This is a genomic window from Nonomuraea sp. LPB2021202275-12-8 (genome assembly GCF_037044575.1).
Taxonomy (GTDB): domain Bacteria; phylum Actinomycetota; class Actinomycetes; order Streptosporangiales; family Streptosporangiaceae; genus Nonomuraea.
The window spans coordinates 403,253-427,968 of record NZ_JBAHWD010000002.1 but is presented as its reverse complement, the minus strand read 5'-3'; the positions used below and the strand labels follow the sequence as shown (position 1 = coordinate 427,968).

Sequence of the window (24,716 nt, the reverse complement as noted above, 5' to 3'; positions counted from 1 at the left end):
ATCATGATGTTCACCGCAATGCGCTCGGGAACACGTCGAGATACGCGGGTGCCCCCTCGCGCCCGGTGGCGGCCAGCACCGCGTGCGCCACGGCCCGGCTGAACACATCGGCCCCGGCGGCGAGCAGGTCGTGCAGGTGCGCCCCGTCGGGCTCCGGCTCGCGGGTCCCGAAGACGCTCGCCGCCTCCTGGGGCGCGGGCCGGACGCAGGTGGCCACGGCGAAGACGGTGTCGCCGTCGACCATCGTGTGCGCGGGACGGATGGCCCGGGCGAGCCCGTCGTGCGCGACTCCGGCGAGCTTGCCGCACTGCGCCTTGGTGAGGGTCAGGTCGGTGGCGACGACGCCGATCGTGGTGTTGAGTGAGGTCACCCCGGCGGGCTGCCAGGCGGCGACCTCCCGCTCGTCCGGCTCCCCGAGGTGGTCGAACTCGCCGGGGAGTCCGTAGCGGGCGCCGGACAGCCTGCCGCCGCCCGGATCCAGGACGGACCCGGCGGCGTTGACCACGGCCAGCGCGGCCACGGTGGCGCCCGAGGGCAGGACGACGCTCGCGGTCCCGATCCCTCCGGCGAGCCCGCCCGCCATGGCGCCGGCGCCGGCCCCGATGGATCCCGCGACGCCGTGAGAGGTCCCCGAGAGGGCGGCGTCGTAGGCGGCGTGGCCGAAGGCCGCGTCGGGAGTGGCGCGGAAGCGGCCGCCCCGGCCGAGGTCGTAGATGACGGCCGCGGGCACGATCGGCACGACGCCGTCCGCCACCGGGAAGCCGATTCCCGCGTCCGCCAGGCGGTCCATGACGCCACAGGCCGCGCTGAGGCCGTAGGCGCTGCCGCCGCTCAGCACGATGGCGTGCACCCGCTCGACCAGGTTGCGCGGGTCCAGCAGCTCGGTCTCCCGGGTGCCGGGGGCGGCGCCGCGCACGTCCACGCCCGCCACCATGCCGCCGGGAGGCGCGAGCACGACGCTGGCGCCGGTGCGATAGCCGTCGCCCACCCGCTGGGCGTGGCCGACCCGGAGGCCGTCGACGTCGGCGAGAGAGTTGCCGGGGCCGGATCTCACCCCAGGCTCCGGGTGAGGAAGCGGCGGGCCGCCTCGGCGAAGACGCGGGTGCACCGGACGATCTCGTCCACTTCGACATACTCGTCGGCCTGGTGGGCGATCCACTTGCCGCCGGGACCGTACACGACGGACGGGATGCCGCCCCAGTGGGTGAGCACGGTGCCGTCGGTGGAGCCGGGGACCCCGCCGTAGACGGGCTCGGAGCCGGTCACGTCGCGGTGCGCGGCGGCGAGCGCGGCCACGACCGGATCGTCGACGGGAACGTCCACGGGCGGCCGGTCCACCAGGACGGACACCTCGGCGGCGACCCCGTCCCATGCGGCCAGGGCGGCGACGCGGTCGGCGACCTCCTTGTGGTCCAGCCCCGGGATGGTGCGCACGTCGACGAAGACCGAGGCGGTCGCGGGGATGACGTTGACCTGCTCCTCGGTGCCGGCGCGGACCACGGTGGGCGTCACGTACACCTCGCCGAGGTGCTCGTGGGCCTGATGGCGCCGCTGGAGCTCCTGTTGCAGCGTGCGCAGCCCGGCCAGCAGGGCGCCCACGGCCTCGATGGGGTTGCGGCCGTGCTGCGGCATGGCGCCGTGGGCCATCTTGCCGGTGAAGTCGACGCGCAGCCGCAGCGCCCCCTTGGCGACGGCGCAGATCTCGCCCGCCTCCGGCTCGGCCACGATGGCGCCGTCCACGCCGGCGCCGAGCCCTTCGGCGACGAAGTGGTGGGCGCCCAGCATGAGGCCCTCCTCGTCGGCCAGCGCGCACACCTTGATCCGTCCCGGGAACGGTCCAGACAGTTGCAGCGCCCGGGTGGCGTAGAGGGTGGCGGCCAGGCCGGATTTCATGTCGGCGCTGCCGCGGCCCCACAGCCTGCCGTCGCGGATCTCGCCGCCGAACGGGTCCACGGTCCACGTCGACAGGTCGCCCTCGGTCACCACGTCGGTGTGGCCCTCGAACATCAGCGTCGGCCCGTCGCCGCCGCCGCCCTCGACGACGGCGACCACGTTCGGCCGGCCGGGCGCGGCCTCGTACACGGACGGCTCCCAGCCCCACTCGCGCATCTTGGCGGCGACCAGGTCGGCGGCGGCCTGCTCGCTGCGCCCGCGTGCCGGGTCGTTGGTGCTCGGCACGCGGACCAGCGCCTGGGTGAACTCGACGACCCCGCGGGCGTCCACTTCGATCACAGAAATCCCTCCAGCGTGGGTACGGCCTGCAGCAGCGTGCGCGTGTAGGCGTGGCGCGGCTCGGCCCAGATGTCGTCTACGGCGCCGGTCTCCACGATCTCGCCGTTGTTCATGACCGCCACCGTCTCGCAGACGTGTCGTACGACGGACAGGTCGTGCGAGACGAAGACCAGGGTGAGGCCCAGCTCGTCGACCAGGTCGGCCAGCAGGTTGAGGATCTGCCCGCGCACGGACACGTCCAGGGCGCTGACGGGCTCGTCGGCGACCAGCACCTTGGGGCGGGGAGCGAGCGCGCGGGCGATGGCGATGCGCTGGCGCTGCCCGCCGGAGAACTGGTGCGGGTAGCGGTCGGCGGCCGAGGCGGGCAGCCCGACCTCGTCGAGCAGCTCGGTGACCCGCCCGCCGACGGGCTCGCCGAGGGCGACGAGCGGCTCGGCGACGAGGTCGCGCACCCGCATGCGGGGGTCGAGCGAGCTCATCGGGTCCTGGAAGACGATCTGCAGGCTCCGCCGCAGGAAGCGCAGCCGCCGCTCCGGCCTGCCGGTGATCTCCTGGCCGTCGAAGCGGATGGAGCCGCTGGTGGGCTGGTCGAGCGCGCACAGCAGGCGCAGCAGTGTGGACTTGCCGGAGCCCGACTCGCCCACGATGCCGAACCGCTCGCCCCTGCCGACGGTCAGCGACACCTGCCGCAGGGCGTGCACCGCCGCCGCGGGCCTGGTGAGCGAGGTGCGGGGGCGCTGGTAGACGCGGCTGAGGTTCTCAGCCTCGATCAGCGGGGTGCCAGCATGCGTAGGCATGGCCCTCTCCTGTCGGCGCGGGTTCCTGCTCGCAGGTGGCGGTGGCGTGCGGGCAGCGGTTCCTGAAGACGCAGCCGCCGGGGAAGTGGCCGGCCTGGGGGACGCTGCCGGCGATGGTGGGCAGCCTGGTGCCGCGCGGTGTCAGCTTGGAGGCGGCCAGCAGGCCCTCGGTGTAGCGGTGGCGGGGGCTGCCGAAGACCTCGCGGATCGGCCCGCTCTCCACCACGCGGCCGCCGTACATCACCAGGACCCGCTCGCACACCGAGGCGACGACGGCCAGGTCGTGGGTGATGAACAGCAGCGCGGGCGCCACCTCGGCGATGAGGTCGAGCATCTGCTTCTGCACGGTCACGTCGAGCGCGGTGGTGGGCTCGTCGCAGATGAGCAGCTCGGGCTCGTTGGCCAGGGCGATGGCCAGCATGACGCGCTGGCGCTGGCCGCCGGAGAGCTGGTGGGGATAGGCGCGGGCGACCTGCTCCGGCTGCGGCAGGCGCACCCGGCCGAGCAGCTCGACGGCGCGGGCGCGGGCCTGCCCGCCGGGCTTGCCGTGCAGGGTCATGACCTCGGCGACCTGCGCGCCCACCCGCATGAGCGGATTCAGCGCGGTCATCGGCTCCTGGAACACCATGGAGACGACCCGGCCGCGCAGGTCCTTCAGCCGCCGCTCGGTGACGCCCACCAGGTCGCGGTCGCGCAGGCGGGCCCTGCCCGACGCGCCGACGCCCTCGGGCAGCAGGCCCATGAGAGACAGCGCGGTCAGCGATTTGCCCGACCCGGACTCGCCGATCAGCCCGACCCGCTCGCCGGGGGCGATCTGGAACGACACGTCCCGGACGAGCTCCACCGAGCCGGCGCGGACGGTGAGCCCCTCAACGCTCAGCACTGATCCTCCTGAGCTTGGGGTCGAGATAGTCGCGCAGCCCGTCGCCGAGCAGGTTGAAGCCGAGCACCGCCAGCGCGATCGCCAGGCCCGGCCACAGGGCCAGGCGAGGGGTGGAGAACAGCAGCTCCTGCGACTCCTGCAGCATCCGCCCCCACGACGGGATGGGCGGGCGGGTGCCGAAGCCGAGGAACGACAGCGCCGCCTCGGCCAGGATCGCGATGGCGAACGACACCGACGCCTGCACGATCAGCACGGAGGAGATGTTCGGCAGCACGTGGCGCACGGCCACCGCGGTCCGGCGCCGCCCGGCCGCCCGGGCGGCGAGGACGTAGTCGGTCACCATGACCTGCATCGTGGCCGCCCTGGACACGCGGGCGAAGGCGGGCACGGTGGCCACCCCGATGGCGATCATGGCGGTGAGCGTGCCGGCCCCGTAGACGGCGCCGAGCATGACGGCGAGCAGCAGTGCGGGGAAGGCGAAGACGAGGTCGTTCACCCGCATGATCAGCTCGGACAGCCAGCCGAGCCCGCCGGATCGCGAGGTCATGCCGGCGATCATGCCGAGCGGCGTGCCGATGAGCGCCGCGATGCCGACCGCCACGATGCCGACGTAGAGGGTGGTGCGGGCGCCCACCATGAGCTGGCTGAAGGTGTCGCGGCCGAACTTGTCGGCGCCGAGCAGGTAGCCGCCGCCGGGATCGCGCAACTTGCCCGCCGCGTCGACGAGCACGGGGTCGTGCGGCGTCCACACGAACGACACCAGCGCGAGCAGCACCACGAGCCCGACCAGGACGCCCCCGGTGATCAGGCCGGCGTTGACGCGGCCCCTCATCGTGCCCCCCGCAGTCGTGGGTCGAGTGCGGCGTAGGTGATGTCCACCAGGAAGTTGATCAGCAGGACGGCCACCACCAGCACCATGACGACACCCTGGACGAGCAGCAGGTCGCGGCCCGCGACGCCGTTGAGCAGCAGGTCGCCCAGGCCGGGGATGACGAAGACGCGCTCGACCACGACCGCGCCGATGAGCAGGGTGGCCAGTTGCAGGCCGAGCACGGTGATCACCGGGATGGAGGCGTTGCGCAGGCCGTGCCGCCACAGGGCGCCCATCCGCCCCCGGCCCTTGGCGCGGGCGGTGCGCAGGTAGTCCTCGCGCATCACCTCCAGCACGGCCGAGCGGACGTAGCGGGTCAGCACGGCTCCCTGGACCAGGCCGAGCGACAGCCAGGGCAGCAGCAGGCTGCGCAGCCACCCGGCGGGGTCCTCGGCGATCGGCACGTAGCCGCCGGACGGCAGCGCCTGCGCCTTCACCGCGAAGACGAACACCAGCAGGATGCCCGCCAGGAAGGCCGGGATCGCGATGCCGACCTGGCTGAAGGCGCTGATGGCGGCGCCGAGCGGGTTGCGGTGGTGGACGGCCGCGAACGTGCCGGCCGGGACCGCGATGACCAGGGCGAGGGCCATGCCGCCGAGCACCAGCACCGCGGTCACCCCGAGGCGGTCGCTGATCTGCGGGCCGATCGGCGAGCTGGTCACGTAGGAGGAGCCGAAGTCACCGGTGACGAGCCCGCCGAACCATTCGAGGAACTGCGTGATCGCCGGCCGGTCGGTGCCGAACTGCTCCCGCAGCGCAGCCACCGCCTCGGGCGTCGCGTTGACGCCCAGCGCGACCTCGGCGGGGTCGCCGGGGAGCACCGCCATGAAGGCGAACACCAGCACCCCGGCGACGGTGGTGCTCGCGAGGAACACCACCAGCCGTTTCAGGAGGTAGAGAATCACTGCTTGGCGAGCCCGGTGAAGTCGAAGGACTCCGCGATGGCGTTCTTCGGCAGCCCCGTGACGCCCTTCTTCGCCACCATCAGGTTCGGGAAGAGGAACAGCCAGTCGGCCGCCGCGTCGTCGGACAGCAGCTTGGCCGCCTGCTTGAGGTCGTCGACCTGCTCCTGCTCGGTGCCCTGGTCGGCGGAGGCCAGCAGCTTACCCAGCTCGGGGTTGTCGTAGCGGAAGTAGTAGGACTTGTCAGAGAAGATGCTCATGTCGCGGGGCTCGACGTGGTTGATGATGGACAGGTCGTAGTCGCCCTTGGTGAACACCAGGTCGAGCCAGCGGGCGGGGAACTCCAGCGGCTCGATCTCGGCGTTGATCCCCACCTGGGCGAGCTGCGACTTGACCACCTGCGCGCCGGCCACCGCGTAGGGCAGGTTGGGGATGCGCATCTTGACGTTGTACGTCTTGCCGCCGAGCAGTTCCTTGGCCTTGGTCACGTCGTAGGGGTAGTCGCCGGTGCGGTCCTCGTACCAGGGGTCGGTGGGCGGCACCATCGAGCCGATGGGCTGGCCGCGCCCGGCCCAGGCGGTGTCGAGCAGCGCCTTGTGGTCGATGGCGTGCCGGACGGCCTGGCGCACCTTCTTGTCGTTGAACGGCGGGCGGCCGTTGTTCATCGACAGCACCACCTCGCCGTTGGTGGTGCCCTCGATCGTCTCGAAGCGGTTGGGGTCGGCGAACTGCTGCAGCGACTCGGGGGCCTGGACGCTGGAGATGACGTCGATGCCGCCGGTCAGCAGCGCGTTGTTCATCGCCGTGGCGTCCTTGAAGTATTTGAGCGTCACACCCGAGATCGCGGGCTTGGTGCCCCAGTACTTCGCGTTGGCGTCGAGCCGGATGGAGTCGCCGCGCCGCCACGCGCCGAGGGTGTAGGGCCCGGTGCCGACGGGCTTGTTGGCCAGGTCGGCGACGCCGGTGCGGCTGAACATCGCGCCGAGCCTGGTGGCCATGGTGTAGAGGAAGCCGTTGCTGGGCCGGTCCAGCGTGACGACGGCGGTGCTGTCGTCCTTCTTCTCCACCTTCGCCACCATGTCGAGCTGCGACTTGATCTTCAGCTTCCAGTCGGACTTGATCCGGTCGAGGGAGAAGACCACGTCGTCGGCGGTGAAGGGGGCGCCGCTGGTGAAGGTGACGCCCTTGCGCAGGGTGAAGGTGTAGGTCTTGCGGTCGGGCGAGACCTCCCACTTCTCGGCGAGCAGCGGCTGGATCTGCCCCTCCTGGTCCAGCTTGACCAGGCCCTCGTAGACGTTGACCAGCAGCGCCTGCGGGATGGCCGCGCCCTCGGTCGCCGTGAAGTCCAGGTTGGCGGGCTCGGCCACGAAGCCGACGGAAAGGGTCTTCGCCTGGGCGGTCTGGCCGCCCGTACTCTCGGAGCCACCGCCACCGCCACAGGCGGCCACGCTCAGCAGGAGACCGCTCACGGCGATCCAGGTCCCGACTCGCCTCATGTCCTTGCGCCTCCTGGCTAGTGCACTGGTCCGACCAGTAGGCTACGCACATTGCCAGTCCGTGACGGCTCAGGTCAAGGGGGCTTTATGGGTGGTCCACGGTTCGAACCTGTGCGGACCGTACGCGCCTACGAGCGGATCGTGGAGCAGATCGAGGAGGCCGTCGAGTCGGGTTCGCTGCACCCGGGCGAGCGGCTGCCCAGCGAGCGCGAGCTGATGGCGCAGTTCGCCGTGAGCCGATCCACCGTCCGCGAGGCGCTGCGCGTCCTGCAGGCCCGTGGCCTCGTCAGGTCCCGCCCCGGCGATCCCAACGGCGCCGAGGTGCTGCCCTTCACCCCCGCCGCATTACACAAGTCGATGACCACGCTGGCCAGGGTCGACGAGCTGTCGCTGGGCGAGCTGGTGCAGTTCCGGATGGTGCTGGACGCCTCGGCCAACCTGCTGGCCGCCCGCCTGCGCACCGACGAGCAGCTCGATGAGATGGACGCGGCGATCGGGCGGATGCGCGCGGCGGTCGCGGTGGGCTACGACGAGTTCAGCGCCGCCGACGTGGCCTTTCACGACGCGGTGGCGCGGGCCAGCCGTAACAAGCTCATCGAGATCTGCACCGACGTGGTCCGGTCGATCGTGCTCGGCCTGATCTCCGAGAAGATCGCGGGAGCGCCCGACAGGCAGGCGCTCATGTGGCGGAGCATCCGTCACCACGAGGAGGTGCTGGCGGCGGTCCGCGCCGGCGACGGCCCGCTGGCGGCGCGGCTCTCCCGGCAGACGATGTACGACTACTACGTCGGTTACGTGCCCGCCGGAGAGCGTCCGGCGCTGCGCGCGCTGCTGGAGTAGAGCTGCGGCCGTGTTGGCCTCCGGCCTGGCCCGGCTGGGCGGCGCGCATTCTCCGCCTTCCGCCGGAGAGATCCGTTACGCCACAAGAGCAGTCGTCTGCGTTGAACGCCAGGTAGGAGTGTTATGTTGCAGCCGTGGCTGGCGACGAGACGGGCGACTTGGCTGAGGCGTTCCTGCGCGAGCCCCGCCGCTATACCAGCCACCAGGTCGCCGAGATGGCCGGCGTGCCGGTCTACCGGGCCAGGCGCTTCTGGCGGGCGCTCGGGTTCCCGAACGTGGCCGACGACGCCGTGGAGTTCACCGACTCCGACGTGGAGGCGCTGAAGACGCTGATCGGCATGGTCAGCGACGGCGTCTACGACGAGGAGCACGTCCTGCTGATGGCCCGCTCGCTCGGCAGGGCGACGGCGCGGCTGGCGGAGTCGCAGGCCGAGCTCGGCGCCGAGGCGCTCGACCAGGCCGGCGTGCCCCTGGCCGAGCGGCCCAAGGCCTGGCGCAGGCGGGCCGAGCGGGTGGTGCCGGACCTGGCGCGACTGCTGACCTACTCCTGGCAGCGCCAGCTCGCCGCCGCCGCCGGCCGCCTGGCCGTACAGGACATGAGCACCGTACGGCTGGCCGTCGGCTTCGCGGACCTGGTCGGGTTCACCCGGCTGAGCAGGCAGATCACCGAGACGGAGCTGGCCACGCTGGTCGACAGGTTCGAAGGGCGCTCCGCCGACGCCGTCACCTCCTACGGCGGCCGGGTGGTCAAGACCCTCGGCGACTCGGTGCTGTTCGTGGCGGACAAGTCGCACGCGGCGGCGGAGATCGGGCTGCGGCTCCTGGAGACCCACGCCAGGGACCGGGGCATGCCGCAGCTACGGGTGGGCCTGGCGGCCGGGCCGGTCATCTGGCGGATGGGCGACGTGTTCGGCACCACGGTGAACCTCGCCAGCAGGCTCACCGCCCTCGCGCTGCCCGGCACGATCCTGGCCGACCCGGAGCTGGCCGAGGAACTGGAGGGCGACCGGGCGTTCGGGCTGCGCCCGGTCAACCGCCTGTCGGTACGGGGGCTCGGCGAGCTGGCCCCGTTCACCGTGGCGCGAGTCGAGAACCCCTGACACCCGGCTGACGATCCGCTTCCCGGGCAACCCGGAACCGGCCTCGATGCGTCTGTAGCGTCGCAAGCTCAGACGGAAGGCGATCCATTGGCGGATAGGGCGATATTTCAAGACTTCGTGATTTCGCGGTCCGACCGGCTGTTACGCACCGCCTACCTGCTCACCCATGACTGGGCGGTCGCCGAGGACCTGCTGCAGGAGTCGCTGGCCAAGGCCTGGTTCGCCTGGTCCGGCGTGGACGAGCCCGAGGCGTACGTCCGCAGGGTGCTGGTGACCACGTACACGTCCTGGTGGCGCCGCAAGTGGCGCGGCGAGCTGCCGAGCGACAGCCTGCCCGACACCCCCAGCGTCGACGCGCTCCACGAGGCGCGCGAGGAGCTCTGGCACGCGGTGGGCAGGCTGCCCGCCAAACAGCGGGCGGTGATCGTGCTGCGGTTCTACGAGGACCTGCCGGTGACCGAGGTGGCGCGGCTGGTGGGCTGCAGCGCCGGCACGGTCAAGAGCCAGACCGCCAAGGCGCTGGCCAAGCTGCGCGTGGACGAGACGATCGTGAAGGAGATGCAGCGATGACCGTACAAGATCTGCGGGACGTCCTGCGCGAGCGGGCCGAGGGCCCGTCGCCGGCGAATCCCGGGCGCCACGAGCAGATCCGCGCGCGCATCCGCGCCACCCGCCTGCGCAGGCGGGCGGCGGGTGGTGTGGCGGCGAGCGTGACGCTGACGGCGGCGGTGGCGCTCGGCGTCTCGCTGCTTCCCGGCGCCCCGCCGGAGCGGCCGCAGAGTGCGACGGTCGTCACCGGCGTGCAGCCCGAGCTGCCCGAGCGCTTCACCGCACCGGACGGCACCGGATACCGGCGCGTGGCGACGACGAGCATCAAGGCGACGGGCAGCCAGAAGGCCACGGTCACGGTCCCCCTCTCCGGCAGGCCGCTGGATGTGGGGGCGGTCTGCGAAGGGCCGGACAACAGCTCGCCGAGGGTGTCGACCGGCGCGCCGTCGTGGCCGCCCGTCAGCTTCACCAAGTGCTCGAAACGCCTGGAGATCCTGCCGGTAACGGTGCCCGAAGGCGCCAAGGAGGTCACGATCACCTTCGACGCGACCTCTCACGGGACGGCCTGCGTCATGAAGGATCGCGACTCCCCCTGCGAACCCGTGAAGACCGAACGCGGTGTCTGGTCCCTGGGCGTGTACGAGTGGACGCCGCCTGCCCAGCCGGTCGAGCCCGAGCAGGTCAGGGATTTCCCGGATCGGCTGGAGGGCTGGGAGCTGGAGGACTCCCGGACCGGCGTGTGGCCGCAGGACACCACGGCACGATTCGAGGTCGAGGGCACCGGCCGCAAACTCGCCCTCGACCAGATCTGCACCGGGGACCTGGCCCGGCGGTTGTCCATCACGTACCAGGTGGAGGGCTCGGCGCAGAGCGGCAACTGCGGCGAGTGGACGAGCGGGCCGTTCCCGATGGCGATGATCGAGCTGCCGGCCGTGCCCAAGGGGGAACGTCTTGTCATCGAGGCGCGGATGACGGTGTCCGGCGCGACCACCAACCGGCCGATCCGCTGGTCCGTCGGCGTCTTCAGCAAGTAGGAACATTTCCGCCTCGTCCGTGTTGCACAGATACGTGACCAGGCTCTCGATCCTCGACCGTTCACTCGTCCGGCAGGGACACGACCCGGCGGCGGCGCTGCGCGACACCGTGAGGTTCGCGCGGCAGGCCGAGGAGCTCGGCTACCACCGCTTCTGGGTCTCGGAGCACCACAGCGTGCCCGGGGTGGCGGGCTCGGCCCCGACCGTCCTGGCCGCCGCCGTCGCGGCGGCCACCACCCGGATCCGGGTCGGCACCGGCGGCGTGATGCTGCCCAACCACCGCCCGCTGGTGGTCGCCGAGCAGTTCGGCGTCCTGGAGTCGCTGCACCCCGGCCGCATCGACATGGGCCTCGGCCGGTCGGTGGGCTTCACCGGCGGCATCCGCGACGCGCTCGGCCACGGCAAGGACGACGCCGATCGCTTCGGCGCCCAGCTGGAGGATCTGCTCGGCTTCTTCACCGGCGCCCAGACCGCCTACCCCGGCGTGCACGCCCTGCCCGCCGAAGGCCTGCGCCCCCAGGTGTTCGTCCTGGCGATGGGCGCGGGCGCGGACCTCGCCGCCGAGCACGGCCTGCCCCTGGTGATCGGCGGAGGCGGTGACCGCCTCCGGGAGGCGATCGGCCGCTACCGCACCGCGTTCCGGCCTTCGGAGTGGGCCGCGGAGCCGTACGTCATCGTGGCCGCGAACATCGCGGTCGGCGAGACGGCGGAACGCGCGGCGCTGCTGCAGGTGCCGGAGGCGTGGTCGACGGCGCGCTCGCGGACCCGCGGCGCCTTCCCCCCGCTGTCGCCGGCGGCGGAGATCCTGCGCACGGAGATGACCGAGCGAGAGCGGGCGCTGCTGGCGGAGTCGCGCAAGGGGCAGATCCACGGCACCGAGGACGAGGTCGGGATGCGGCTGCACGATCTGGTCGAGGTGACGGGGGCCGACGAGGTGCTGGTGACGATGAACACCTACGACCTGGAACAGCGGCTCGACTCCTACCGCCGGCTGGCCCGGCTGTCCTGACCCGGTGGAGATGGGCGCACCGTTGCACCCATCTCGGCGTGTCGGATATCAGGAGAGTCCGATGCTGAGCGCGACCTGTCCGATGATCGCTATGGCCAGCGCGCCGAGGGCGGCGATGGCGACGAACAACAGCAGGACGCGGAGCAGCGTGGCGACGACCCTGGACACCTGACGAAGAGCGAAGAACAGTGCCCAGAAGCAGAGCACGGCGAAGAGGTAGAGGACGCCTCGTGCCGCCGCGACGCCCTCGGGGCTGGCGACGGCCGTTGTCATGCCGACGAAGAGAACTGTGGTTACGAACATGTAGGGTCCCAGTGTTTGACGCGCCGATGGGGCCAGTGGAGTGCCGGCATTCCTGGGGGAATGCCTGCCTGTTCGTGGGGGTGCGGCCCGCGCCTGGAAGTCATGGCGGGCGGGTCCCTGGCGCTCATGGTCACCTCCCGGATGAATCTTTAGTTAACCTTCAGCACAGATACAACAGCTCCTAAAGTTTCAATGCCCTGAGTTAGGTTTCCTTAATCCCACCCACAGCCGAAGCAGCTGTTCTATGATGATGGCTTCCTCGAATCGAGAATCCGCTGTTCCAGTGCTGGCCTGGGAATATATGCTCGCATCTCAGCATCAGTAGATGTTTACTGAAAGCACTGAAGTTCAGATGGGGGTGTCCTCATGACGGATTCCGGTCCAGCCCTAGCGCGGCGGCTACGCTCGTTGCGTGCCCGGCAGTGGCCTGACACACGGATCACGCAGCCACAGCTTGCGCGCGCGCTCGACGTCAGCGTTCCACTCATCTCGTCATGGGAGTCCTCGACCGCGCCGAAGGTGCCACCGGCCGCCCGCCTCGAGTCGTACGCCACCCTCTTCTGCACGTCCCGCTCGATCCGGGGCGACAAGCTCGTCCCGCTGGACGACGACGAACTGACCGACGAGGAGCTAGAGCTCCGCGACGAGCTCCTTCTGGAGCTGGTCACGCTGCGAGCCGCCGCGCTCGGCCAGGACGAGCCCGACCCGGTCCAGGTGACCGGCAATCCCTGGCAGTTCGGCGACGGCAAACCCGTCACGATCGTCTGCGGACGGCTCCCGCCGGAGCTCTTAGCGCGGATGCCGTACGTCGATCCCGACGACCCCGACTACATCGAGCTCTACACCTACGCCGATCTGGACGCCCTCTTCGAGCTGCATGGCCATGTCCGTGTCTGCAACCCGGCGAGCGAGGTTCGCCGCCATACGGCGAAGGAGCTGCAGCCGGACGATCTGACCACCCATCTGGTGCTCCTCGGCGGGATCGACTGGAACGACGTCACCACGGACGTCATCTACCAGCTCGGCCTGCCCGTGGAGCAGGTCAACGACTGGGACGGCGAGGTCGGTCCATACTTCGCGGCAGGCGGCGAGCGCTACAGCCCGAGACTTTCCGACGGACAGCTGCACGAAGATGTGGCGTTGTTCTATCGGGGCCCCAATCCGTTCAACAGGAAACGCACCCTGACAATCTGTAACGGAATGTATGGGCGTGGCACTCTGGGTGTGGTCCGGGCGCTGACCGACAGCCGTTTCCGAGACAGAAACGCCGACTTCCTCGCCCGGCGTTTCGACAAGCGACGACCGTACGCGATCCTGAGCCGGGTATCCATTCTGAACGGCCTGGTCATCACACCCGACTGGACGGTGGAGGAATCGAGACTCATCGAATGGCCTGAATGACTCGCGAATCCCTGACCGTCCGTATCTCCTCATTGGAACTCGTGAAGTGTTTCCCTATTGTCGGCGCCACGAACCGGTGACGGCTGCCGTCCCGATGGCGATCACCTCGAACGCCGTGATCTCATCATGAAGCCCGTAGCGGTAGTCGGCCCTCTCGCGCCGCCACTGACGTCGAGCGACCATCACGCATCCCACCGGGGGCTGCTGCTGCGCCCGGAGGCGCCTGCGGGCGCCAACCGGATCGACGCCATCGTCGTGCCGACCACTCGCCCCACTCCCTACCTCAGGCACGCCGTCGAGTTGTCGAAGAAACTCCGCTGCCCGCTGGTCGCCCTCTGCAGCGGGAAGTGGACCAACGCCTCGCAGGTGCGCGCCATCGACCACGAGGCCGAGATCATCGCCATTGACGTCGCGAGCGAGACGGCGCTGTCCCTGCCTCGTTTCCGGACGTCATCCGTCCTTCCGAAGGACTTCCGCCGGGGCACCGATACCGCGGCGAAGCGCAACCTGGCTCTGGCCCTGGCCAGGATGCTGGGCTGGCGGCGCATCGTCTTTCTCGACGACGACATCGAAGTCAGCGCGCCGGACGATCTCCGCAGGGCGGCCGGACTCCTCGACGAGTTCGACGCCGTCGGACTGTCGATCGGCGGCTTCCCGGATAATTCCGTCGTATGCCATGCCTACCGCGCTGTCGGCGGAGAGCAGGACTCCTTTGTCGGCGGCGGCGCACTCGCAGTTGAGATCAGCCGAAATATCGCCTTTTTTCCTGATATTTATAATGAAGACTGGTTTTACCTGCTCGAATCAGACGGACTGCGGCCGCTCGCAGTGACCGGCCGGGTGAAACAGGCCACATATGATCCCTTCCGCAACCCGGACCGCGCCAGGAAAGAGGAGTTCGGCGACGTGCTCGCCGAGGGCATCTTCTGGCTGCTGGATGAAGGCAGGAAAATAGACGATGCGAATCAGCGCCACTGGGAGGATTTCCTGACCAGGCGCCGCCGTTTCATCACCGGCGTACTCCGCAGCCTTCCGCAGGCGAGCGTCGGCCACGAGGAGCGGCAGCGCATGGCGGAGGCCCTGAAGGCCTCGCTGGGCCGTCTCAAACGCATCGACCCTGACCTGTGCTGCCGATACCTCGACGCCTGGAGGGCCGACCTCAAGGCGTGGCACGATTTCGTTCAGCCTCTTCCCCGCGCCGGGTCCGTCCGCGAGGCACTGCGCGTGCTCGCGAGTCCTGGTTGTCCGCCCTTGAACGTACGCATTCGCACACAAAAAGCTGCCAAAGAGACGCCAGCAGCTTCGTCGTCACCTGCCAGATTTGCCAGTGTGAGCTTGTGACGCAGTAATTTGTCCTGATTGTGGAAGTCATGCGTCATGTCCGGATCCGCACGGCTTCAGAGGAAGACCTGCCCGCGCTCGTAGCGGCCCTGGGGCAGAGGGCGTACTTCGTCGCCCAGCTCACCCGCCAGCGGGCCGGGCGCGGAGTGCTGCTCGTGGCATGGCATGCGTTCACCCCGGTCGGCGACGTGTACCTGCGGCTCGAAGCGGCCGAGGAGCAGGAACTGCGCGACCGCCTCCCGGGCGTGCCGCTCCTGGCGCATCTGGAGGTGGCGGGCGAGCATCGCGGCAGGCGGATCGGCACCCAGCTCGTCGAAGCCGCCGAAGGCCGCCTGCGTGACCTCGGCCACGCCCGGGTGGCGCTCGGTGTGGATCTCGACAACGATCGCGCCCGCTCGCTCTACCGACGGCTCGGCTACCGCGAGTGGGCCCACCCTCCGGTCAGCACCATCCGCGAGATCTACCACCCCGACGGCAGGCTGGAGCGGGCGCCCGATGAGTGCGAAATCCTGGTGAAGGACTTGCGTGAGGCCCAGGCACGATGAGAGCTAGGATCACCGAACACGGTTCGGCCTAGTGAGGATGTGCCTGGATGACCACTCGCCAGCATGCCATCGGTGACCTGTTGCGGCGCTCCGCCGCCCGCTTCCCCGGCAAGACCGCGATCGTGTACGGCGATCTGCGCCAGACCTACGCCGACCTCGACCGGGTGGTGAACCGCACCGCCAACGCCCTGGCCGAGCGGGGGGTGGGCAAGGGCGACCGGTTCGCCATCCTGTCGCACAACCACCACGCCTTCGTGGTGACGTACTTCGCCCTGGCCAGGCTGGGCGCGATCTCCGTGCCGGTCAACTTCATGCTGGGCTCCGACGAGGTGGCGTACATCCTCGACCACTCCGGGGCGACCGGGATGCTGGTGGAGGAGGCGCTGGCGCCGGTGGCCAAGCGGGCGGTGACCGGGCGCGTCACGGTGCGCGGGGTGATCGGCCGGGCCGAGGGCTGGGAGCCGGTCGCCGACTGGATGGCGCACGGCGACGACTCCGAGCCGCGGGCGGAGATCGGCGACGACGACCCGATCCAGCTCATGTACACCAGCGGCACCGAGTCACGCCCCAAGGGCGCCGCGCTGTCCAGCAGGAGCCTGATCTCCCAGTACGTGACGTGCATGGTCGACGGCGAGATGACCGCCGGCGACGTGGAGGTGCACGCGCTGCCGCTCTACCACTGCGCGCAGCTCCACTGCTTCCTGACCCCGGGGATCTATCTGGGCGCCACCAACATCGTGCTGCCCGGCGCGGATCCGGCCTCGATCCTGGCGGCGATCGAGTCGGAGCGGGCGACGAAGCTGTTCTGCCCGCCGACGGTCTGGATCGGCCTGCTGCGCCATCCCGACTTCGACCGCCGGGACCTGTCGTCGCTGCGCAAGGGCTACTACGGCGCCTCGATCATGCCGGTCGAGGTGCTGAAGGAGATCGCCGCGAGGTTGCCGGGGGTGCGGCTGTTCAACTTCTACGGCCAGACCGAGATGGCGCCGGTGGCCACGATCCTCGGGCCGGACGAGCAGCTGAGCAGGCTGGGCTCGGCCGGCCGTCCGGCGCTGAACGTCGAGACGAGGATCGTCGACGACCTCGGCGAGCCGGTGCCGCCCGGCGTGGTGGGCGAGATCACGCACCGCAGCCCGCACGCCATGCTCGGCTACTGGAACGACCCGGACAAGACGGCGGAGGCGTTCAGGGGCGGCTGGTTCCACAGCGGCGACCTGGGGGTGATGGACGCCGACGGCTACCTGTCGGTCGTCGACAGGAAGAAGGACATGATCAAGTCCGGTGGCGAGAACGTGGCGAGCCGGGAGGTGGAGGAGGCCATCTACCAGCATCCGGCGGTGGCGGAGGCGGCGGTGTTCGGGATGCCGGACGAGCGGTGGATCGAGGCGGTCACGGCCGCCGTGGTCCTGCGCGCGGGAGCGAGCCTCACCGCCGGGGAACTCACCGCGTTCCTGCGGGAGCGGCTGGCGCCGTTCAAGACGCCGAAACGGGTGGAGTTCGTGGACGCACTGCCCAAGAACGCCAGCGGCAAGGTGCTCAAGCGCGAGCTGCGCGAGGCGTTCTGATTCGCGGGGTGAACCCGTCCCGCGCCCGGCATGTGGGTCCTATGTGGCGTGTCCGTCCGCGGGCCATTCGTACAACGCGAACGGCACCCGCTCCAGCGCGTGGGCCATGGCGGCGGCCGGATACCCGACGATGTCGCCCGGCAGCCCGTCGAGGCGCCACCAGGCCACCTCGGAGCACTTGTCGGGCTCGGCGTTGTACGGCTCGCCGTCCCACCTGGTGGCGACGAAGAAGAACCCGACCCGCTCCGGCGCCCGGTGCATCACGTGCGCGAACGCGAGATCCCGCGGCTCGATCACGACGCCGACCTCCTCCCGCGCCTCCCGCACGGCCGCCTGCACCACCGACTCCCCCGCGTCCAGATGCCCCGACGGCAGGTGCCACAGCCCGTCGCCGTAGCCGGTGCCGGAGCGCCTGCCCAGCAGGACCTCCTGTCCCCGGACGAGCAGCACGTGCACGTCCACGATCGCCCGGAACCGCTCCACCCGGGCCCCGGCCACGGCGCGCCGCCGGTCGAGCGCCTGCGCCCACTTGACCGCCACGGCCGCCACCTGCACCAGCTCCGTCCGCAGTCGCTCGGGATCGGTCTCGGCGCACGCCTCCAGCACCTCCTCCATCAGGATGTGCCGCCACGTCAACGCCCCGGCCCCGGCCGCCGCGTCGGTCTCCCGCCTGGCCGTGTCCGCCTCGGCGACCGCCGCCCCGGCGCCGGTGCCGTCGGGCAGCTCCTGCACCCCGTGCGTCTCGTCCTGCGCGGCCCGCTCGGCCCCCACCTCGGCGAGCACCCTGGCCAGCGAGCCGGGCACCCCCGCGTCACCGTCGTGTGTCATGGCCCCCAAGTGTGGCCCACCTCCCGGGTGGGACGTCGTGAAGGCAGGGGCGACGGGGTAAGTGCGCAGGTATGCCGGAGGGCCACCTGATCCATCGCTACGCGCGCGAGCAGCACGGGGTGCTCGCAGGGCGGCGGGTGCGGGCCGGGAGCCCGCAGGGCAGGTTCGACACGCGGCCGTACGACGGGCGGGTCGTCGAAGGCGTGGAGGCCGTCGGCAAGCATCTGCTCTACCACTTCGACGGCGGCGCGACGATCCACGTGCACCTCGGCATGCGGGGCCTGTTCCTGCGTTACGACGATCCGGCGGCGGAGCCGCGGCGCGGCGCCCGGCTGCGGCTGGAGACGGACGAGGTGGCGATCGAGCTGATCGCGCCCACCCGCTGCGAGGCGATGGACGGCGAGGGCGTGGCCGCGCTGAGAGGGTCGCTGGGGCCGGATCCGCTGCGCGCCGACGCCGATCGCGATGAGGCGGTGCGGCGGCTGGCCGCCTTCCGGGGTGCGGTCGGGGCGGCCGTGCTGGACCAGGGCGTGTGGGCGGGGATCGGCAACGCGTGGCGGGCGGAGCTGCTGTTCCTCGCGAGCCTGGACCCGGACGCGCGTGGCGTCGGCGCCGGGGCCGCCGGGTGGCTGTGGGACGCGGCCGTGCGCCATCTCGCCCTGGGGCGGGACGCGGGCCAGGTGGTCAGCGACCCGGGTGCGCCGGACGAGCGCTGGGTGTACAAGCGGCAGACGTGCCGCCGCTGCGCGAGCCCGGTGCGGGAGTGGCCGCTGGCCGGCCGGACGGCCTACGCCTGCCCGCTCGATCAGCCCGCTGACCAGGGAAGACGAACACGGTGACGGGTGTCTACGACATCGGGGAGAACTCCGACTGCTCCGTGGACGCCACCATCTCCGGCAACGTCCGTGACCTGGTCGAACTGTTCCGCGGGCTGCCGAACGCGAAGGCGAGCTTCGCCACCAAGTATGTGAACCCGGACCTGCTCGACTGGGATCCGCGGGGCCGCACCCGGATCCGCTTCAGCCTGATGCCCGCCGCCGACTCCAGGCTGCTCGACATCCGCACCTCCCCGATCGCCGACCGCATGGCCGCGATCGACGACTTCGTGTCGGCCGGTTACGAGGTGCACGTGAACTTCAGCCCGGTCGTGGTGCGCGACGGCTGGCTGGAGGACTGGGCGGAGCTGCTGGACCAGCTCGGCGACGCCCTGTCGCCGGCGGCTCGCGAGCAGCTCGCCGCCGAGGTCGTCTTCCTGACCCACAACGACCGGCTGCACGAGGTCAACCTCGGCTGGCACCCCAAGGCCGAGCAGGTGCTGTGGCGGCCCGACCTGCAGCAGCCGAAGCGCTCGCAGACGGGCGGCTGGAACGTGCGTTACCGCACCGGGCACAAGGGGCGCTACGTCGCCGCCCTGACCGAGCTGATCGCCGACCGCCTGCCCTTCTGCCGGGTCCGCTACGCGTTCTAAGGCCTGTACGGCCCCGGACCCACCTCGGCCTCCGCCGAGCACACGTGATCGCGGAACGCCCGCCCCGCGGGGGTGAGCCGGTCCCCCGCGGGCCAGCTGACCCCGATCGTGCGGAACACCGGGGGAGACAGCGGAATCTCCACCACGCCGGGCGGCGGCGCCACGCCCGTCCTGGGCAGGATCGCCACGCCCAGGCCCGCCGCGACCAGCCCGCGCACCGTCTCGGACTCCTGGCCCTCGAACGCGATTCTGGGCTCGAACCCGGCCGCCGCGCACAGGTCGTCGGTGATCTGGCGCAGGCCGTACCCGTGCTCCAGCGTGACGAGCTCCTCCCCCTCCAGCTCGGCGGGCCGCACCCGGGAGCGCGCCGCGAAGCGGTGCGAGGGCGGCGCGGACAGCACCAGCTCCTGGTCAGCCAACGCCCGGCTCGACAGGTCGGGGTCGCCGTCGGGCAGCGGCGCGACGAACACCAGGTCGATCTCGCCGTCGCGCAGCCCGCGCAGCATGTCCTGGCGCGAGCCCTGCACCAGGCCGAAGCGCACCCGCGGGTGCCGCTCCCTGAAGCTCTGGATCAGCGACGGCACCAGCGAACGGCCGAGCAGGTGCAGGAAGCCGAGGACGACGTAGCCGCTGCCGGGGTCGGCCTCCTCGCGCACCTCGCGCACCCCGGCGGACACCACGGCGAGCGCGCGGGAGGCGGCGGCGGCCAGGGTCCGGCCCGCCCTCGTCAGCCTGATGCCGCGGCCGGCGGGGATGACGAGCGGCACGCCGACCACGTCGGCGAGAGCGGCCAGCCGCCTGCTGGCCGTGGGCTGCGGGATGCCGAGCAGCTCGGCTGCCCGGGTGACATGCCCGGTCTCGGCCACCGCGGCGAGCAGGGCCAGCGAGGGTGCGAGCCCGGCCGCCAGCACCACATCATCGGATTCATCCGTCACAGCATGAATTATCGCCTATCGCGGTATTAGACGTATTTATTAGCTTTGCTTAGCTTTTGAAGGTGGTCACCGAACTCCGCGCCCCCGCGGACACCAGGAGGGTCAGCGCCGCAGTCGCCGCGGCGGGCGTGTCGTCCTTCGCCCTCCTGTACGCGCCCCAGCCGGTCCTGCCGCAGCTCGCCACCGCGTTCCGGCTGGATCCCGGCAGCGCGTCCCTGGCGATCGGGGTGGCCACCACGGCTCTGGCGCTCGCGGTCCTGCCGCTGGCGGCGCTGTCGGAATTCGTGGACCGGCGGAAGATCATCGTGTGCTCTGTGGTGGCCTCGGCGGTGCTCGGCCTGCTGCTGCCGCTGGCGCCGTCGTACCCCGTGCTGCTGGTCATGCGGGCGCTGCAGGGGGTGGCGATCGCCGGATTCCCCGGCGTGGCGGCCGCCTATCTGGCCGACCTGGTCGGCGCGGCCCGGCTGCCCGCCGCGGTGGGGGCGATGATCGCCGGGAACTCGGTGGGCGGCATGCTGGGCAGGCTCGGCGCCGGATTCGCCGCCGACCCGCTCGGCTGGCAGGGCGCCCTGCTCGTGGTCGCCGCCGTCTCGCTGGCCTGCGCGCTCTACGCCGCCGCCACGCTGCCCGCGGCCGCGAGCGGCGCCCCGGCGCACCGCGATCCCGTCCGGGTCAGGCTGGGCGGGCGACTGCTCGTCCCCTACACGGTGGGGTTGCTGGGCATGGGATCGTTCGTGGCGATCTACAACGCGGCCGGCTTCCGGCTCACCGCGCCGCCCATCGGCCTGGCGCCCGCGGTGGCGTCGCTGGTGTTCCTGGCCTACGCCACCGGCGCCGCCTCGTCGGCGGCGGCGGGCCGCCTGGTGGACCGGCTGGGCCGGGCTCCCGCCCTGATGGCGGCGCTGGCCACGACGGTCGCGGGCGCCGCACTCACCCTGCCGGACGCGCTGCCCGTCGTGGCAGCCGGCTTCGCCGTGCTCACCGCGGGCTTCTTCGCCGCGCACGCGGTCGCCAGCGCCTGGGTCGCGGCCGAGGCGCCGCCGCGGGCGCGCGGCCGCGCGGCCGGCGTCTACCTGCTCTGCTACTACCTGGGCAGCGGCGCGGGCGGCACGATCGGCAGCACGGTGTACGGCCACGCCGGCTGGACCTGGCTGGTCGCCCTGACCGCCGGCTGGCTCCTGCTGGCTCTGCTCGCCGTCCTGTTCTCGCGCCGCCGGAGGCACTGAGCCCGGCGCCGCGGAAGGGCCCTCTTGCCATCGCATACCGGTGCCCCGACAATGCGAGCAATCGTCCACGGGGTGCCGTCATGACCGCTACCGGGGTGTGGGGGGCGCTGGCCTGGCGCTCGCGGTGGCGCTCGCGTTCGTCGGCACGCAGTCGGGGTGGCGACTGGCGAAGCTGCTGGCGTGCTGCGGTGCGGTCGCGGCCCTGGTGTGGGCGGCGATCCGCTACTCGGCGGTGGGCGGGATGGTCTCCTCGGCGTTCCAGGCCGCCGCGACCGTGCTGATCTGGCTCATCGTCGCGGTGGTCGTCGTCTCACTGGCGCTCATCGGCGCGGTCCTGGTGATGTTCCTGGCGTCCCCGCCGGCGCGCACGCGTTCGTTCGCCCGCACCTGCCCAGGCCCGGCCCGGAGGGGCCGGAGCCGGACCGCATGGGCCGGTTCCAGGCGTTGTCGGAGGAGCTGGCGGAGCTGCTGGACGACGCCGCGCCGGAGTTCGACCGGCCGGGGGATGTGCTGCGGTTCTACTTCTCCGGCCTGCGCGACCTGCGCGAGGAGATCCGCGGCATCCACGGACGCTGCGACCGGCAGATCGAGGACCTCGCGGCCTCCGCACCGGTGGAGTTCCCCGGCGTCGACGCGGACAAGCTCCGCAGGCTGGCCCGGCGGAGGGTGGCCCTGCCCGACAGGCACGAATGGGCCGTGCTGGTGGACGAGCCGGACATGCCACACATCCCCTACATCGTCCTGCGGTTGCTGGTGCTGCACGCGGACTGGCGCGAGGTGGCGACCGTGATCTACAAGTGCTACCTCTGCTCCGAGCTGGTGCTGCGCCACACCGTCGGCCGTCCCGACTGGGACGGGACCTGCTGACGCCAGAGCGTCCCAGCCGGTCGTGCGGGCGCTGGAGCGGCCCGCTCGGCGAATTCCGCGCAGGGGCCGCTCCCCCGGTACGGTCTTCCTCGTGGTGATCCCGTCGACGTCCGCCCCCATCGTCATCGCCCACCGGGGCGCCAGCGCCCACCGGCCCGAGCACACGCTGCTGTCGTACGAGGCGGCCATCGCGATGGGCGCCGACTACATCGAGCCCGACCTCGTCTCCACCCGCGACCACGTGCTGGTGGCCAGGCACGAGAACGAGATCTCCGGCACCACCGACGTGTCCGACCGGCCGGAGTTCGCCGGCCGGCACACCACCAAGACGATCGACGGCCGGGCGGTGACCGGCTGGTTCACCGAGGACTTCACGCTCGCCGAGCTCAGGACGCTGCGGGCCAGGGAGCGGGTCCCCGGCCTGCGCCCCGGCAACACGGCCTTCGACGGGCTGGCCGGGATCCCCACGTTCGAGGAGGTCGTCCGGCTCGCGCAGCGCGCCGGCGTGGGCGTCTACCCCGAGACCAAGCACCCGACGTACTTCGCCTCCATCGGCCTGCCGCTGGAGGAGCCGCTGCTCGACGTGCTCGACCGGCACCACGTGCGCAGGGCGTACATCCAGTCCTTCGAGACGGCGAACCTGCGCGGGCTGAGCGGCCGGACCGGGCTGCCGCTGATCCAGCTCATCCCGGCCGGCGGCGCGCCGTACGACTGGATCGCGGCGGGCGGCGGGCGCACCTACGACGACATGGTCACCCCCGAGGGGCTGGACGAGGTGGCGGGCTACGCCCAGGGCATCGGGGTCGACACCCGGCGCGTGGTGCCCGCGGGCCCCGACGGCAGGCTCCTGGCTCCCACCACGCTGGTGGCCGACGCGCACCGCCGCGGGCTGGACGTGCACGTCTGGACGGTGCGCAACGAGAACTCGCAACTCCCGGTGGACTTCCGGCTCGGCGAGCCCGCCAGCCCGGTGTACGACCGCGCGACCGGTGACGTGATGGGCTGGCTGTCGAGGCTGCTGGAGCTCGGTGTCGACGGCGCCTTCTGCGACGACCCCGCCATGGGCCGGGCGGTGACTTCTGCGCAGACAGGTTCCCCGCATCGTTCCTAAGCTGGTCTTATGACGACTGACCAGCATGGACTTGAGATGAGCGGGGCGGGCGAGGGCGCGACCCGCCACTACGACCAGGCGATCGACGACCTGTTGCACTTCCGGATAGAGGTGGACGCCGCGACCGGCGCGGCGCTGGCCGAGGCGCCCGACTTCCCGATGGGCAACGTCCTCGGCGCCTACCTCGGAATGCTCACCACCGAGGCCGAGGAGGCGCGCAAGGCCAGGGAGCGCTTCGCCGCCTTCCGCGCCAGGATCGACCACGCCGCGCTGCTCCCCCGCGAGCGAGCCCATGTCGAGGCCGTGCAGGGGTTGCTCGACGGCGACCTGCTGACCTGTGGCTCGCTGCTCGGCCGGATCACCGAGCAGCATCCGCGCGACGCGCTCGCGCTGGCCGCCGGGCACCAGATCGACTTCTTCACCGGCGACGCCCGCTCGCTGCGCGACAGGATCGGCGGCGCCCTCAGCGCCTGGCGCGAGGACGACAGGCACTACGGGCACGTGCTCGGCATGTACGCGTTCGGGCTGGAGGAGGCCGGGCACTACGACCGCTCCGAGGACGTCGGGCTGCGTGCCGTCGAGCTGAATCCCCGCGACGTGTGGGGCATCCACGCGGTGGTGCACACCTACGAGATGCAGGGCCGGTTCGGCGAGGGCATGCGCTACATGGACGCCAGGGTCGACGACTGGTCCACCGGCACGTTCTTCAACGTGCACAACTGGTGGCACTACGCCCTTTACGCGCTGGAGGCCGGCGACCATCAGCGAGCGCTGGCGATCTACGACGCGGTGCTGGCCGGTGGCGAGGCGTCGATGGAGCTGCTCGACGCCGCCGCCCTGCTCTGGCGCCTCTACCTGGAGGGCGACGTCCAGCACGAGCGGTGGCGGGCGCTCGCCGACGCCTGGCCCGCCAAGGTGCACGAGCCGCTCTACGCCTTCAACGACATGCACGCCGTCATGTCCTACGTGGGCGCCGGCCGCATCGCCGACGCCGACAGGCTCATCGCCGGGCGCGAGGCCTACATCGCCGAGGACCGTCCCGGCGTCACCAACCGCGACATGACCGCCCGCGTCGGCCTGCCCGTGTGCAGGGCGCTCGTGGCGTTCGGCCGGGGGGACCACCGGCGGGTGGTGAGCCTGCTCTACCCGATCAGGCACCGGGTCAACGAGTTCGGCGGCAGCCACGCGCAGCGTGACGCCGTGCAGAAGACGCTCCTGGAGTCCGCGCTCAGGAGCGGCCGGCACGACCTGGCGCGGGTCCTGATCAGCGAGCGGATCAACGTGCGGCCGTGCAGCCCGTTCAACTGGCTCAAGCAGGGCGCGCTGGCCGAGGCCATCGGCGACAGTGCCGCCGCCACGGCCGCCCGTCTGAGAGCCGAGGATCTCGTACGCCAGGCGTGACCGCGGAAATGT

26 protein-coding genes are annotated in these 24,716 nt (G+C 71.4%); 15 read left to right on the top strand and 11 right to left on the bottom strand.

Translation table 11 applies throughout. From position 1 onward, the window contains the following. Positions 1 to 10: 10 nt before the first annotated feature. The 7 genes from V5E28_RS05825 to V5E28_RS05795 are packed head-to-tail and all read right to left on the bottom strand — an operon-like array spanning position 11 to position 7,181. Positions 11 to 1,054, bottom strand: coding sequence for a P1 family peptidase (locus tag V5E28_RS05825; protein WP_336205326.1), 1,044 nt, complete (start codon positions 1,052 to 1,054; stop codon positions 11 to 13). Further along, the gene (locus V5E28_RS05820; RefSeq protein WP_336205325.1) at positions 1,051 to 2,232 is read right to left on the bottom strand and encodes a M20 family metallopeptidase; all 1,182 of its coding nucleotides are present in this window, start codon (positions 2,230 to 2,232) and stop codon (positions 1,051 to 1,053) included. The genes V5E28_RS05825 and V5E28_RS05820 overlap by 4 nt, the downstream gene beginning before the upstream one ends. Continuing rightward, positions 2,229 to 3,029: an ATP-binding cassette domain-containing protein gene (locus V5E28_RS05815; protein WP_336205324.1), complete on the bottom strand. Its 801-nt coding sequence runs from the start codon at positions 3,027 to 3,029 to the stop codon at positions 2,229 to 2,231. Before V5E28_RS05815 ends, V5E28_RS05820 begins: the two co-directional genes overlap by 4 nt. After that, positions 2,992 to 3,912 (bottom strand): ABC transporter ATP-binding protein, encoded by a 921-nt coding sequence (locus V5E28_RS05810; RefSeq protein WP_336205323.1) that lies wholly within the window; start codon positions 3,910 to 3,912, stop codon positions 2,992 to 2,994. The genes V5E28_RS05815 and V5E28_RS05810 overlap by 38 nt, the downstream gene beginning before the upstream one ends. After that, positions 3,899 to 4,744 carry an ABC transporter permease gene (locus tag V5E28_RS05805; RefSeq protein WP_336205322.1) on the bottom strand — a complete coding sequence of 282 codons (846 nt, stop codon included), beginning with the start codon at positions 4,742 to 4,744 and terminating at the stop codon, positions 3,899 to 3,901. Before V5E28_RS05805 ends, V5E28_RS05810 begins: the two co-directional genes overlap by 14 nt. Next, a complete protein-coding gene (locus V5E28_RS05800; protein ID WP_336205321.1) occupies positions 4,741 to 5,688 on the bottom strand; it encodes an ABC transporter permease in 948 nt (315 codons plus the stop codon). Before V5E28_RS05800 ends, V5E28_RS05805 begins: the two co-directional genes overlap by 4 nt. Continuing rightward, the gene (locus V5E28_RS05795; protein ID WP_336205320.1) at positions 5,685 to 7,181 is read right to left on the bottom strand and encodes an ABC transporter substrate-binding protein; all 1,497 of its coding nucleotides are present in this window, start codon (positions 7,179 to 7,181) and stop codon (positions 5,685 to 5,687) included. The genes V5E28_RS05800 and V5E28_RS05795 overlap by 4 nt, the downstream gene beginning before the upstream one ends. Positions 7,182 to 7,292: 111 nt before the next feature. Between V5E28_RS05795 and V5E28_RS05790 the strand changes: the two genes are divergently transcribed. The 5 genes from V5E28_RS05790 (at position 7,293) to V5E28_RS05770 (ending at position 11,713) form a co-directional block, all read left to right on the top strand. Beyond that, a complete protein-coding gene (locus V5E28_RS05790; protein WP_336205319.1) occupies positions 7,293 to 8,021 on the top strand; it encodes a FadR/GntR family transcriptional regulator in 729 nt (242 codons plus the stop codon). Positions 8,022 to 8,155: 134 nt separating this feature from the next. Next, on the top strand, positions 8,156 to 9,121 hold the full coding sequence (locus tag V5E28_RS05785; RefSeq protein WP_336205318.1) for an adenylate/guanylate cyclase domain-containing protein: 966 nt from the start codon (positions 8,156 to 8,158) through the stop codon (positions 9,119 to 9,121). A gap of 87 nt (positions 9,122 to 9,208) precedes the next feature. Further along, on the top strand, positions 9,209 to 9,691 hold the full coding sequence (locus V5E28_RS05780) for a SigE family RNA polymerase sigma factor (RefSeq protein WP_336205317.1): 483 nt from the start codon (positions 9,209 to 9,211) through the stop codon (positions 9,689 to 9,691). Further along, positions 9,688 to 10,704 (top strand): hypothetical protein, encoded by a 1,017-nt coding sequence (locus V5E28_RS05775; RefSeq protein ID WP_336205316.1) that lies wholly within the window; start codon positions 9,688 to 9,690, stop codon positions 10,702 to 10,704. Before V5E28_RS05780 ends, V5E28_RS05775 begins: the two co-directional genes overlap by 4 nt. Before the next feature lie 19 nt (positions 10,705 to 10,723). Continuing rightward, the gene (locus V5E28_RS05770; protein WP_336205315.1) at positions 10,724 to 11,713 is read left to right on the top strand and encodes an LLM class flavin-dependent oxidoreductase; all 990 of its coding nucleotides are present in this window, start codon (positions 10,724 to 10,726) and stop codon (positions 11,711 to 11,713) included. Between the two features lie 48 nt (positions 11,714 to 11,761). Here the strand turns inward: V5E28_RS05770 and V5E28_RS05765 are convergent, their stop codons facing one another. Then, entirely contained in the window at positions 11,762 to 11,986 is a 225-nt protein-coding gene (locus V5E28_RS05765; protein ID WP_336205314.1) for a hypothetical protein, read from the bottom strand. Positions 11,987 to 12,382: 396 nt separating this feature from the next. Here V5E28_RS05765 and V5E28_RS05760 point away from each other — a divergent pair, with 396 nt between their 5' ends. From V5E28_RS05760 to V5E28_RS05745, 4 genes are all read left to right on the top strand, one after another. Next, on the top strand, positions 12,383 to 13,417 hold the full coding sequence (locus V5E28_RS05760) for a helix-turn-helix domain-containing protein (RefSeq protein ID WP_336205313.1): 1,035 nt from the start codon (positions 12,383 to 12,385) through the stop codon (positions 13,415 to 13,417). A gap of 126 nt (positions 13,418 to 13,543) precedes the next feature. Next, positions 13,544 to 14,758 carry a hypothetical protein gene (locus V5E28_RS05755; RefSeq protein ID WP_336205312.1) on the top strand — a complete coding sequence of 405 codons (1,215 nt, stop codon included), beginning with the start codon at positions 13,544 to 13,546 and terminating at the stop codon, positions 14,756 to 14,758. Between the two features lie 29 nt (positions 14,759 to 14,787). Beyond that, positions 14,788 to 15,303 carry a GNAT family N-acetyltransferase gene (locus V5E28_RS05750; protein ID WP_336205311.1) on the top strand — a complete coding sequence of 172 codons (516 nt, stop codon included), beginning with the start codon at positions 14,788 to 14,790 and terminating at the stop codon, positions 15,301 to 15,303. 47 nt (positions 15,304 to 15,350) lie between these two features. After that, positions 15,351 to 16,868 (top strand): acyl-CoA synthetase, encoded by a 1,518-nt coding sequence (locus V5E28_RS05745; protein ID WP_336205310.1) that lies wholly within the window; start codon positions 15,351 to 15,353, stop codon positions 16,866 to 16,868. A 39-nt stretch (positions 16,869 to 16,907) separates the two neighbouring features. Here the strand turns inward: V5E28_RS05745 and V5E28_RS05740 are convergent, their stop codons facing one another. Beyond that, complete coding sequence (locus V5E28_RS05740) at positions 16,908 to 17,696, bottom strand: NUDIX hydrolase (RefSeq protein WP_336205309.1); 789 nt, start codon at positions 17,694 to 17,696, stop codon at positions 16,908 to 16,910. A 71-nt stretch (positions 17,697 to 17,767) separates the two neighbouring features. Between V5E28_RS05740 and V5E28_RS05735 the strand changes: the two genes are divergently transcribed. Continuing rightward, a complete protein-coding gene (locus V5E28_RS05735; RefSeq protein ID WP_336205308.1) occupies positions 17,768 to 18,535 on the top strand; it encodes a DNA-formamidopyrimidine glycosylase family protein in 768 nt (255 codons plus the stop codon). Further along, positions 18,532 to 19,164 carry a spore photoproduct lyase family protein gene (locus V5E28_RS05730; protein WP_336205307.1) on the top strand — a complete coding sequence of 211 codons (633 nt, stop codon included), beginning with the start codon at positions 18,532 to 18,534 and terminating at the stop codon, positions 19,162 to 19,164. The genes V5E28_RS05735 and V5E28_RS05730 overlap by 4 nt, the downstream gene beginning before the upstream one ends. On the opposite strand, the gene V5E28_RS05725 is transcribed toward V5E28_RS05730, so the two are convergent. Further along, complete coding sequence (locus V5E28_RS05725) at positions 19,161 to 20,099, bottom strand: LysR family transcriptional regulator (RefSeq protein ID WP_336205306.1); 939 nt, start codon at positions 20,097 to 20,099, stop codon at positions 19,161 to 19,163. The genes V5E28_RS05730 and V5E28_RS05725 overlap by 4 nt on opposite strands. Before the next feature lie 62 nt (positions 20,100 to 20,161). Between V5E28_RS05725 and V5E28_RS05720 the strand changes: the two genes are divergently transcribed. Continuing rightward, positions 20,162 to 21,325: an MFS transporter gene (locus V5E28_RS05720; protein WP_336205305.1), complete on the top strand. Its 1,164-nt coding sequence runs from the start codon at positions 20,162 to 20,164 to the stop codon at positions 21,323 to 21,325. Positions 21,326 to 21,547: 222 nt separating this feature from the next. Here the strand turns inward: V5E28_RS05720 and V5E28_RS05715 are convergent, their stop codons facing one another. Continuing rightward, positions 21,548 to 21,712, bottom strand: coding sequence for a hypothetical protein (locus V5E28_RS05715; RefSeq protein ID WP_336205304.1), 165 nt, complete (start codon positions 21,710 to 21,712; stop codon positions 21,548 to 21,550). Positions 21,713 to 21,751: 39 nt separating this feature from the next. Here V5E28_RS05715 and V5E28_RS05710 point away from each other — a divergent pair, with 39 nt between their 5' ends. From V5E28_RS05710 to V5E28_RS05700, 3 genes are all read left to right on the top strand, one after another. Next, on the top strand, positions 21,752 to 22,192 hold the full coding sequence (locus V5E28_RS05710) for a hypothetical protein (RefSeq protein WP_336205303.1): 441 nt from the start codon (positions 21,752 to 21,754) through the stop codon (positions 22,190 to 22,192). A gap of 91 nt (positions 22,193 to 22,283) precedes the next feature. After that, complete coding sequence (locus V5E28_RS05705; RefSeq protein WP_336205302.1) at positions 22,284 to 23,303, top strand: glycerophosphodiester phosphodiesterase; 1,020 nt, start codon at positions 22,284 to 22,286, stop codon at positions 23,301 to 23,303. A 9-nt stretch (positions 23,304 to 23,312) separates the two neighbouring features. Further along, the gene (locus V5E28_RS05700) at positions 23,313 to 24,704 is read left to right on the top strand and encodes a tetratricopeptide repeat protein (protein WP_336205301.1); all 1,392 of its coding nucleotides are present in this window, start codon (positions 23,313 to 23,315) and stop codon (positions 24,702 to 24,704) included. Positions 24,705 to 24,716: the final 12 nt, after the last annotated feature.